Origin of the sequence: Nostoc sp. (genome assembly GCF_036917155.1) — a bacterium.
Classification (GTDB): domain Bacteria; phylum Cyanobacteriota; class Cyanobacteriia; order Cyanobacteriales; family Nostocaceae; genus Nostoc.
This window is the reverse complement of sequence record NZ_JBALDZ010000148.1, coordinates 1-10,036: the sequence shown is the minus strand read 5'-3', so window position 1 is coordinate 10,036 and position 10,036 is coordinate 1. Positions and strand designations below refer to the sequence as shown.

Below are 10,036 nucleotides of genomic sequence, written 5' to 3'. Positions count from 1 at the left end.
TCAGTTTGAAAAATAACTGGTGTAATTTATGATGCGTAGTTTTTATTTCGCGAGTCACACTCGCGAACTTCTTCTTTTTGTCCAAAGTCCAAAATCTTAAGAACAGGTTTAATTGAGCGCTGTTGTTCTTGCCTCAGAATTTGAATTTCTCTCTCAATTGAATTTTTTCCTTGCCTAAAAAAGTCTTGAGAATTATATGGAACCAAGTCACGGGATAAATGTTGAGCTTGTCCTGGCGTCAAACTAGGAATAGCTGGTTCAGCATTGGCAGAAGTTTGTATAGCTAGCAAAAAAGCTGTTGAAACTACCAAGGGTTTTATTTTTATACATCCGGTGAATATTAAGTTTAACATAATTGATACATTTGTTGCGTGAATCCTGCTTCAAACCATCTTGTATTGGTCTGACTATAAGCAAAGTACACTTATTGGGTTGCTAATTACCTCCCACAAATGGGTGAATTAATCAATCAAACTATTAGTACAGCTTCGTTTTAGCTAAAAAATTGTACTAGATGCAAAAAATCTACTATTGAGCATCTAATGGTATTTTTGCCTTTTGAAACACCTGCTCAACAGTAAATTCCAGTCCCTCAAATAAAGAATCTGTGAGTAAGTCTTCTCCCATATAAGTTTGTGGTGCTGCATCTGGATAAAAAACAGTAATGCTTCTGGCTTTACTATCTAATACCCACACCCGCAGCACTTTAGCATCTAAATAGTCTTTGGCTTTAGCCGCTATTTGTCCAAAGGTTTGTCCCGGTGAAATAATTTCAATTACCAAATCAGGAGGAACAGGACAAGCTTCGTTTTCATCCCAGTTAGCAGGTAAACGTTCATAAGAAATGTACAAGATATCTGGAATTGGCATCCAATCTCGTCCCCGACGGGTTAATGCAACAGCCCATTCCGGGCAAACTTCTCCTTTCCCCTCACACGATTGCTCAATCAAATTGAGAAGGACACGGGTAAGTTTTGCGTGAAAAAATTTTGGTGACATTTTAGGAATTGCTTGACCATCAATGAGTTCGCAGGTGATATCTCCCTCGCCTGATGGAAGATTTAAGAACTCTTGCAAGGTCAATTGATTCTTGGCTTGGAGTATCATGGCTCAATAATTCGTAATTCGTAAATAGCAACTAATGTTTTATTCTGACTCCTGAATTCTTCTTTGGTCACATTTCCCGCAAAACTTGCCGAATAATATCCGATGGCACTTCATCGGTAATTGTTACTACACCAATCTCTGTTGGTAAAATAAACCGCACTTTCCCGGCTTTGACTTTCTTATCCAATTGCAACGCCTCAATAATTGCCTCAATATCTACCCCAGCTGGTAACTGAGTTGGTAAACCCGCTTTTTGAATTAAAGCATTTTGACGTTCTGTGTCTTCCTTTTGCCACATTCCCAATTCCACAGCAATTTGACCAGCTGCTACCATACCAATAGCCACCGCTTCACCATGATTTACTAAACGATAACCAGTCAAACTTTCCACTGCATGACCGATGGTATGTCCATAGTTGAGAATCGCCCGTAATCCCCCTTCTTTCTCATCTTTGCTAACAACATCAGCTTTAGCTTGACAAGAGCGCGTTAATATGTTGGTTATTAGCTCAGGTTTGACATAGCGGAGTTGGTCGAGGCGTTTACTTGCTTCCAACTGGGCAAACAATTCGGCATCCCAAATCACACCGTATTTAATAACTTCTGCCATTCCTGCCCGAAACTCGCGCATAGGTAGAGTTTTTAACACATCTGCGTCAATCAGAACTAGGCGCGGTTGATGGAATGCCCCAATCAAGTTTTTGCCGTGGGGATGATTCACGCCAGTTTTGCCACCAATTGCCGAATCTACCATTGCCAACAAAGAGGTAGGAACTTGGACAACATTAATACCACGTAGCCAAGTTGCAGCTGCAAAGCCAGTCATATCCCCAATTACACCTCCGCCCAAAGCCACCATCGTAGAAGAACGTTCTAGGCGGTTTCCTAAGGCGATATCGTAGAGTTTTTGGATGGAATTGAGAGTTTTGTAGCGTTCCCCAGGTGGTAGGGTGCAGCTAGCAACTTCAAATCCAGCAGATTTTAGGGATGCGATCGCTCTTTCGCCAAAATGTTTAAAAATCGTCGGATTAGAAACCAGCAATACCTTCTTGCCTAGCTTGAGACTAGCCATCTGTTGACCGAGTTGATCTAAACTCGAAGGTGCGTTAGCGTAGCTCAACGTTCGCGTAGCGTCTCGAAGAGAAGTTATCGCAATCTCATAAGACTGCTCTGGTAGATTTACATTAATTACAGAAGTCATTGCCCAACCCCAAACAAGCGCCCGTGGGCTGTATTGTATCGCAATCTGGGGATTGGGGATTGGGGATTGGGGATTGGGGACAAGGATACTAACCTATGCCCAATAGACATCTCCAGAAATTAAATATGCGTTATCCAGAGTCCTTGTAGAGACGTAGCAGTGCTACGTCTCTACATTCATTTTCACCAGATGTCTAATGCCCAACAACTAATGATTCAATAGATTTAGGAAGTATTGTGGAGAAAAATAAATGTTTGCAATTGTAGCTTACATCGTCTTCTTGGGTTTATTCTTTGGCTTATCTGTCGGTCTGTTGTTCGGTCTGCGGACTGCCAAAATAATTTAACCAAGAATCTTTCTTGTGGGGTGGGCATCTTGCCTGCCCTCAGTTTACCGAACAAGGCAAAAGTAAAAAGTGAAAAAGCAGGGGAGCAGGGGAGCAGAGGAGCAGGGGAGCTATCGCCCACAAGGGGCGAGGCTTTGAACCTTATCTTTTTCGTAAAAAGGCAAAAGAAAGAAAAATGGTCACAGAGCAACTAAATTTATTTATGGAATCAAATAAAAACCTCTACGAGACGCATTGTTAGGTCGGCCAAGCTTGAAGGCGAGTAATAGACACTCCGGAACTCTTTACTGAAGATTGGGCAAGAAATTTCTTGATTGTTTTGCTTAGGATCTGAATCCCCAATCCCCAATCCCCAATCCCCAATCCCCAATCCCCAGTCCCCAATCCCAGTCCCCAGCCCCTAAATTTAATGTCCATAACTCATCTGATGTACATTTGGAAAGGGCGATGTCTGATGACAAGCCTGGAGAAGAGAGTAAGTCTCTGGCTCCGCATTGGGTGTCTACGCTTATAATTTTTCATGACAATAACCCTGCTGAACAATCGCTATCAAATTATCCAGGTAATCGGCGCTGGTGGGTTTGGCGAAACCTTTCTAGCAGAAGATGTCCACATGCCTTCTCGCCGTCGCTGTGTGATCAAGCAACTAAAACCGGTCACTAATAATGACCCGCAAACATATCAACTTATTCAACAGCGGTTTGAAAGGGAAGCCGCAACCTTGGAGTATTTGGGTGAAAGTAGTTACCAAATTCCTAAACTCTATGCCTACTTTTCTGAGAACGGGCAATTTTACCTCGTCCAAGAATGGATTCATGGCCAAACCCTGACAAAAATTGTCGAAGCCAAAGGATTTGAGAGTGAAACTGCTGTTCGGCAAATCCTCTTGAGTCTGCTTTCAGTTTTAAATTATGTTCACAGTAAAGGCATTATTCATCGGGATATCAAGCCAGATAACATTATTCTCCGTTCTGTTGATAGCGAGCCAGTTTTGATTGATTTTGGGGCAGTTAAAGAAACAATCCGTTCTGTAGTGAATCCTTCCGGATACCCCACGCGATCGCTCGTCATTGGTACACCCGGATATATGCCTAGCGAACAAGCCGTTGGCCGCCCAGTTTACGCCACTGATATCTACAGCTTAGGTTTAACAGCGATTTATCTGCTGACTGGCAAACACCCGCAAGCACTACTAACCGATTTGAAAACTGGGGAAATACTTTGGCAGCAGCACGCACCTCATCTTTCTTCTCAATTGGCAACGGTACTCAATCAGGCAATTAGGCCTCATGCTGGCGATCGCTACAGCACTGCCAGTAAAATGCTATATGCCCTGCAATCTGCTAGCAATATACCTCCTGAGTTAGCTGCAAATACTTCCACAGTCAGTTTTTCTCCCACTGCGACATCGACTCGACAAACTCAGCCATTATATTCTCCGCAAAACAATTCTGCGTTAGCGAAGCTCACCGTTGGTGTAGCCTCTCGTAGAGAAGGTATAGCAGGATCTTCCGCTCCTGGAAACTGGCAAAAATCTGCTGTAATTGTTGGTAGTTTGCTGGTAGGCGGCTTGATTGGTGCAGTCGTCATACCTAGCATCATTCGTCAGGAACAACCAGAAACAACCATTGCCACCAGTCCCACCCCTTCGCCGGAATCTTTTCCGAATCCTATATCTAGCGAACCGCCCATTTCTTCCCAAACTTCCCCACTTTCAGTTCCAGTTGTACCGATCTCACCACGACAACAGCCAGTAATTCCTGATCCTTTGCCAACTTCTAATCCTCCGGTTGTATCTATACCACAGCCAAAAAGGAAGCCTATAACTTCAGATACTCCAACACCAGTAGCAGTATCTACACCACAGCCAGAACCAAAGAATGAGGCGAGTGCAGTTTCCACACCAGAAGCACCTTCAGCAGCACCAAATAACGATCAGCCGCCCAGTAAAGTAGCTAGCGTTCCGGCATTTCCTACAGGTACACCAAGAAGCGCCGTAGAGGCTACCCTTGGCAAACCAAATCAAGATTTAAGAGGCGCATGGGGCAAGACTCGTGCTGTCGTTTACAAACTAGTGCCAAACAAAATTGACCTTGGCTACTTATTTGATCGTAATTCTAAATCGCTGCGCCAAACTGAGGTATCTTTTGCTCAATCGGTAGACCCACAGGTAATGCAAGATACCTTGAATGGAATGTTAGGTGGACAAGCCACTGAAGAAATTAAGCAGGGACTTAAACAGGTACAACAGCGCCAATCTGATAATTTTAGTTTTAAGAATGGCTCAGTTAAAGGTCAGATTATCCGCCAACAATGTGATTTTATTTACATCAGCATTTGGGATGTAGATTTACATGATTTTGTCAGTCCATCTACAGCCAAACAGTGTTAATTTTCTGAAAAACATTGTTCTCAAAAGCTAAACTTTTGTATCCAATAAGACAGATTCAGTATTCAAGATAGTGCTTACAAAACTGCCTTAATTGGGCTATAATCAGGACAATTTCAGTCTTACCAAGCACAAAAACTAAATTTTTAGAATTAGCCCGTTTGTTTTCTAGGTTTTACAACTAAACCCATAAAAATCTGTCTTCCCAATGCCCCATGCCCAATGCTCATTTTCAATTCTTAATCTTCATAAAGTTATAAATACCATTATTAAGTTTTTAATAATACTTGTCTCAGCTTCTACATTCATGTCGTAAATTGCGAATGGAATTGTGTAATCTAAAAAGAGCAAAGCTAAATTATTCAATTGAGGTCTGATGACTCCTACAATTATGCGTCAGCTTTGGTCAGTGGTTGAAACCGCCCAAGCCAAGCTCCTCTTACAACTTGATGATGCTAGCTTGGTGCAGTGGTTAGTGAAACAAACCGAAACGCAAGTTTTGTTAGATTCTCACGAAACTGATTATCTATCCCACTACATTCAATCTCGGCTAGCTCTCATACGCGATATTGCCCATGAACGCCAGTGTTCATAATCGCAAAATCATCATGAATTGATAGTCAATTGGCTTTTTGAGGAAAATAACCTTCTACTAAGCAGTCAGAGCCTACTACACGCCAACGAACACGTTCTAGAGATAACGCCTCTGTCATGGTAGTAAAACCTAAATCGCCCACTGGTGTGGGAGCAATGTTACCACCAATGATTTTTGGGGCAATAAATGCCAGAACTTTTTGCACTGCTCCTTGAGCGATCGCACTAGCCGCTAAGGTACCACCACACTCCCACAGCACGCTACAAAAACCTCGTTCATATAAGTATGCCATTGCCTTATCTGGTGTCAGTGATGTTAATTCCACCACCTCCACACCCTGTTTGAGCAACAGTTCTTGAAAATCGGGGTTAGCACCTTTCTGTGTCAACACCAAAGTTGGAGCATCCGTAGTTTGCCACAGATGGGCACTTTCCGGTAAGTTAAGATGGCGACTCATCACCACCCGCAGGGGATTATGTGCCCCCACCTGATGGCTGGTTAAGTAAGGATTATCCTGTCGGACTGTATTACCGCCGACAATTATGGCATCACAACCCGCCCGCAGTTGATGTACTTCATTGCGGGCCTCTTGGCTTGTCACCCAAGCACTATGACCAGAGGTAGTAGCAATTTTGCCATCTAAAGTCATGGCATATTTTAAAATTCCTAAAGGTCGCTTGTAGAGGATGCGATGCACAAAAGCTTCATTTAGCTGACGACAAGCTTCTTCTTCTACTCCTACCAAGACTTCTATCCCCGCCGCCCGCAAACGGGCGATACCACCTCCAGCTACTAATGGATTGGGATCAACCATACCCACTACTACTTTTGCTACCCCTGCTTGGATCAATCCTTCCGAACAAGGGGGAGTACGTCCGTAGTGATTGCAAGGTTCAAGGCTGACATAGATTGTTGCACCACGGGCGGCGCCAACGCCTGCGGCTTTTAAGGCAAACACTTCTGCATGAGGCTCACCTGCACGAGGATGAAACCCTTCGCCGACAATTTTGCCATCCTTGACAATCACTGCTCCCACTAGCGGATTTGGCGAAGTCCGCCCTAAAGCGCGACGAGCAAGTTCCAAACACCGCAACATCATGCGAGAGTCAAAGTCAGTTCCTACTTTTTGCTTCGGTGGTGAATTCGAGCCAACTGCTGACTCCACTATTCGTATATTTTCCTGAGTGTAATTTGGTAAGGATGCATCTGTTTGAGCGATCACTGGGGAATTATCCATAATTTTAGGCAATACTGTAAATATTCTGCACGCGATCGCGCCGCCTCTCCACAGGAGAATCGCGCTTTGATCCTGATAATTAAACAGTAATATCCAGGCGCTATTATTGCCTGTCTTAACTTGCATCAGCTTGTAATATTCACATTACAATTCAGCGTAACTGAAACTTTAGCAGATTTGAACTGGGGATTGGGGACTCTTAACCCGCATTTCTCACAAGCTTGAAATGCAGAGGGGCAGAGGGGAACTTGTACAAATCTCTCCCCTGCTCCTCTGCTCCCCTGCTCAAGAGCACAAGGTTTTGAGAGATGTGGTGAGAAATCCGGGTTAAGATAATGTGAATTCGACGAGTCATATAGTTTTCTCTCTCAAGAAGGATGATTGAAACTTATATACCTCTCTGAGGGTAAATAGAATCCAAGTGAAGCTAGGAGTAATATATATGAGAAAATTGAAACTTGCTTGAATCAAAGCAAATATTATATGTTGAGTATAATTTGGGGCATTGTTGTTGTACTGATTGCTTTTTGGGCATTAGGACTGGCACTTCATATTGCTGGAAATTTAATTCATGCAGTGTTGCTTTTAGCCATTGCCCTTGCTATCTATAATTTTTTTAAAACGCGTGATGTGTAAATATAGTACTTATTGTCCTGGTGAGGTACGTTTTCAAAGTTACTAACCTTGGTAAAAAAGATTTAAGTGTACCTAAGTTGTATATAGTGAGTGCGATCGCTCCACTCATACCAAAAGCGATCGCTGCTAATATTGCCGCTAACGGTGAGAAGCCATGTCTACAAACTGCGACGCATCTAACCTTTTTGCGTTGCAAAATATTAAGCTAGAGAAATACACATCTCCCAAATCCAGTAGCAAGACTGTGAGTCTCAAGATTAGATGTTCCAGTCTTGTTAACATTCAAATGCGGTAAGCTTAAATGCAGCGATTAGACACCAAATTGGCTCTCGATATCCTTTGGCGGCAAGGGTTGGGGCTCCTTCTGGGAATTATTATCTGGTGTGTGGCTGATCCCGCACTGGCAGTAGACTGGACTCATCCACTGTCATTTAGTAATGCAGAGTTATCAAGACGTGATTTTTCTGGACAGAGTTTGCAGGCTGCGGAGTTTTCTAACGCCAATATGGAACTGGCTAACTTTGCAAACGCTGACTTGCGGGGAGCAGTCATGAGCGCTTCGGTAATGACAAAAGCAAATCTCCACGGAGCAGATTTAACGAATGCAATGGTCGATCAGGTAAACTTGACTAAGGCAGATTTGAGCGATGCAGTTTTCAAAGAAGCTCTTTTGCTCCGCGCTATCTTTAATGATGTAAATATAGACGGTGCAGATTTTACAGATGCAATTTTGGATAGAGCGCAAATCAAAGAACTGTGCGGTAAAGCCAGTGGTGTGAATTCCAAAACAGGCGTGCAAACTCGTGATTCTCTAGGATGTCAATGAAACGTGTTGGTGTAATTGGTGGCGGACAACTTGCCTGGATGATGGCGGATGCAGCACAGAAGCTAGGTGTAGAATTAGTAGTACAAACTCCAAGCGTTCACGACCCGGCCGTGTCAATTGCTGAGGAAATCGTTTTTGCTCCGGTAGATGACGCTAGTGCTACAGAGATATTAGCTAAAAAATGCGATGTCATCACCTTTGAAAACGAATTTGTTAACCTGCAAGCTTTATCTTTTTTAGCACAGCAAGGCGTTTGTTTCCGCCCCAGATTAGAAGCTTTAGCCCCTCTTTTAGATAAATATCATCAGCGTTGCTATTTACGCGATTTGGGCTTACCAGTTCCTCAATTTTTTGCCCTTGACGAGGTGGAAAATATCAAATCAAAAATAGAATATCTAGGTTTTCCAGTAGTTCTCAAATCTCGCCGTCACGGTTATGATGGCCAAGGTACTTTCATAATTCAGGATTTTGTGACTTTAGAGCAAAAGCTAAGTGATGAAAGCACAACAAAAACTTTAAATCAATCACTTTTCTTGTTAGAAGAATTTGTCCCTTTTGAACGGGAACTAGCAATAATTGTAGCTCGTTCTGTAGAGGGAGAAATTGTCACTTATCCAGTAGTGGAAACTCAACAAGAACAACAAGTGTGTCGGCGGGTGATTGCGCCAGCCGAGATTACTCCCAATCAAGTAGCAGAAATAGAAGCGATCGCACATACTCTATTAAATAGCCTAGAAGTAGTGGGAATTTTTGGAATTGAGCTATTTATCCGTGTTGATGGCAAAATCCTGGTAAATGAAATTGCCCCCCGTACCCACAATTCTGGGCATTTTTCTCTTGACGCCTGCGAAACTTCTCAGTTTGAGCAGCATCTCAGAGCCGTTTGTGGTTTACCTTTGGGAAATCCAGCTTTGCAGTGCGCTGGCGCTGTGATGGTGAACCTACTAGGGTATGAAAATTCTCGCGGCGACTACCAAAGCCAGCGTCAACAAATAACAGAAATTCCCCACGCGCACCTTCACTGGTATGGGAAAACAGAATCACGTCCTGGGCGAAAGTTGGGACATGTTACTGTTTTGCTGGATAATCAAAATCAAGAATCGGCGACGGCATACGCCAACAATATCGCCCACACCATAGAATCTATCTGGTATCCCAGGTAAACGAATCAGAAAGTTTCGATGTTGAACACACAACATCTTTTTGAAAGCTATAATGAATAAGTTGCACTACGACGTTGGTGACTGCCATCAAGTTTTTTGATCTATGCCTTTAAAGACAAGGGAGTCAACTGTTCTCGTGGCAGTATACCGGGCATGTACCCGGAAACTTTAAACGAGGAATTTAGGTTCCCACCTGGTTAACCCAGGTCATAAACTTAGGTAAAACGGCGTCGCGGTGAACTTAAAATTATTAGCTCCCAAAGTCAGTTAGAACTTGGGAGCTTTAATTATTTCAATCAGTTTCAAATTTCGATTTATCCCATTGTGCGCCAGAGATTTTTAATTGCCAATCTATCTGTTTGATAGTAGACTCGACGGCACCAGAACCAATAGAACAAATACCAATATCAATGAAGGAGTCACTTTGGTATCTGTACCATTTTAAAAAGTAAAAAGTAAAAAGATAATCCCCATAAATAAATTTAGGGGAAATAATCACGGACGTATTATTTCTCTCTACGAGACGCAATCATGCG

Annotated in this window: 12 protein-coding genes and 1 other RNA gene; 8 read left to right on the top strand and 5 right to left on the bottom strand. The window is 42.9% G+C overall.

The window, feature by feature from the left end; genetic code table 11:
- Nucleotides 1-26: 26 nt before the first annotated feature.
- From V7K67_RS20155 to aroB, 3 genes are all read right to left on the bottom strand, one after another.
- The gene (locus V7K67_RS20155; protein WP_335168085.1) at nt 27-353 is read right to left on the bottom strand and encodes a hypothetical protein; all 327 of its coding nucleotides are present in this window, start codon (nt 351-353) and stop codon (nt 27-29) included.
- Between the two features lie 175 nt (nt 354-528).
- On the bottom strand, nt 529-1,107 hold the full coding sequence (locus tag V7K67_RS20150) for a Uma2 family endonuclease (RefSeq protein WP_334733849.1): 579 nt from the start codon (nt 1,105-1,107) through the stop codon (nt 529-531).
- A 67-nt stretch (nt 1,108-1,174) separates the two neighbouring features.
- Nucleotides 1,175-2,308, bottom strand: a complete 1,134-nt coding sequence (gene aroB, locus V7K67_RS20145; RefSeq protein ID WP_334733848.1) for a 3-dehydroquinate synthase — start codon at nt 2,306-2,308, stop codon at nt 1,175-1,177.
- A gap of 250 nt (nt 2,309-2,558) precedes the next feature.
- Between aroB and petL the strand changes: the two genes are divergently transcribed.
- On the top strand, nt 2,559-2,654 hold the full coding sequence (gene petL, locus V7K67_RS20140) for a cytochrome b6-f complex subunit PetL (protein ID WP_179065590.1): 96 nt from the start codon (nt 2,559-2,561) through the stop codon (nt 2,652-2,654).
- A 237-nt stretch (nt 2,655-2,891) separates the two neighbouring features.
- On the opposite strand, the gene V7K67_RS20135 is transcribed toward petL, so the two are convergent.
- A complete protein-coding gene (locus V7K67_RS20135) occupies nt 2,892-3,071 on the bottom strand; it encodes a hypothetical protein (RefSeq protein ID WP_335168081.1) in 180 nt (59 codons plus the stop codon).
- Between the two features lie 103 nt (nt 3,072-3,174).
- Here V7K67_RS20135 and V7K67_RS20130 point away from each other — a divergent pair, with 103 nt between their 5' ends.
- Nucleotides 3,175-5,046: a protein kinase domain-containing protein gene (locus V7K67_RS20130; protein ID WP_335168078.1), complete on the top strand. Its 1,872-nt coding sequence runs from the start codon at nt 3,175-3,177 to the stop codon at nt 5,044-5,046.
- Nucleotides 5,047-5,419: 373 nt separating this feature from the next.
- Complete coding sequence (locus V7K67_RS20125) at nt 5,420-5,638, top strand: hypothetical protein (protein WP_334711779.1); 219 nt, start codon at nt 5,420-5,422, stop codon at nt 5,636-5,638.
- A 25-nt stretch (nt 5,639-5,663) separates the two neighbouring features.
- Here the strand turns inward: V7K67_RS20125 and ribD are convergent, their stop codons facing one another.
- Nucleotides 5,664-6,875: a bifunctional diaminohydroxyphosphoribosylaminopyrimidine deaminase/5-amino-6-(5-phosphoribosylamino)uracil reductase RibD gene (gene ribD / locus V7K67_RS20120; protein ID WP_335168087.1), complete on the bottom strand. Its 1,212-nt coding sequence runs from the start codon at nt 6,873-6,875 to the stop codon at nt 5,664-5,666.
- A 483-nt stretch (nt 6,876-7,358) separates the two neighbouring features.
- On the opposite strand from ribD, the gene V7K67_RS20115 reads away from it, so the two are divergent.
- The 5 genes from V7K67_RS20115 to ssrS all read left to right on the top strand — a co-directional run bounded on the left by V7K67_RS20115 (nt 7,359) and on the right by ssrS (nt 9,743).
- Complete coding sequence (locus tag V7K67_RS20115; protein WP_334711777.1) at nt 7,359-7,511, top strand: lmo0937 family membrane protein; 153 nt, start codon at nt 7,359-7,361, stop codon at nt 7,509-7,511.
- 20 nt (nt 7,512-7,531) lie between these two features.
- A complete protein-coding gene (locus tag V7K67_RS20110) occupies nt 7,532-7,720 on the top strand; it encodes a hypothetical protein (protein WP_334733844.1) in 189 nt (62 codons plus the stop codon).
- 92 nt (nt 7,721-7,812) lie between these two features.
- Entirely contained in the window at nt 7,813-8,337 is a 525-nt protein-coding gene (locus V7K67_RS20105; protein WP_334733843.1) for a pentapeptide repeat-containing protein, read from the top strand.
- Nucleotides 8,334-9,500 (top strand): 5-(carboxyamino)imidazole ribonucleotide synthase, encoded by a 1,167-nt coding sequence (locus V7K67_RS20100; protein ID WP_334733842.1) that lies wholly within the window; start codon nt 8,334-8,336, stop codon nt 9,498-9,500. Before V7K67_RS20105 ends, V7K67_RS20100 begins: the two co-directional genes overlap by 4 nt.
- A gap of 60 nt (nt 9,501-9,560) precedes the next feature.
- Nucleotides 9,561-9,743: non-coding RNA, 6S RNA (gene ssrS / locus V7K67_RS20095), on the top strand.
- The last annotated feature ends 293 nt before the right edge of the window (nt 9,744-10,036 follow it).

Excerpts from the sequence above, each read along its gene's own strand:
- V7K67_RS20155 (WP_335168085.1), bottom strand. The coding sequence starts at position 353 with ATGTTAAACTTAATATTCACCGGATGTATAAAAATAAAACCCTTGGTA.
- V7K67_RS20150 (WP_334733849.1), bottom strand. The coding sequence starts at position 1,107 with ATGATACTCCAAGCCAAGAATCAATTGACCTTGCAAGAGTTCTTAAAT.
- aroB (WP_334733848.1), bottom strand. The coding sequence starts at position 2,308 with ATGACTTCTGTAATTAATGTAAATCTACCAGAGCAGTCTTATGAGATT.
- petL (WP_179065590.1), top strand. The coding sequence starts at position 2,559 with ATGTTTGCAATTGTAGCTTACATCGTCTTCTTGGGTTTATTCTTTGGC.
- V7K67_RS20135 (WP_335168081.1), bottom strand. The coding sequence starts at position 3,071 with ATGGACATTAAATTTAGGGGCTGGGGACTGGGATTGGGGACTGGGGAT.
- V7K67_RS20130 (WP_335168078.1), top strand. The coding sequence starts at position 3,175 with ATGACAATAACCCTGCTGAACAATCGCTATCAAATTATCCAGGTAATC.
- V7K67_RS20125 (WP_334711779.1), top strand. The coding sequence starts at position 5,420 with ATGACTCCTACAATTATGCGTCAGCTTTGGTCAGTGGTTGAAACCGCC.
- ribD (WP_335168087.1), bottom strand. The coding sequence starts at position 6,875 with ATGGATAATTCCCCAGTGATCGCTCAAACAGATGCATCCTTACCAAAT.
- V7K67_RS20115 (WP_334711777.1), top strand. The coding sequence starts at position 7,359 with ATGTTGAGTATAATTTGGGGCATTGTTGTTGTACTGATTGCTTTTTGG.
- V7K67_RS20105 (WP_334733843.1), top strand. The coding sequence starts at position 7,813 with ATGCAGCGATTAGACACCAAATTGGCTCTCGATATCCTTTGGCGGCAA.
- V7K67_RS20100 (WP_334733842.1), top strand. The coding sequence starts at position 8,334 with ATGAAACGTGTTGGTGTAATTGGTGGCGGACAACTTGCCTGGATGATG.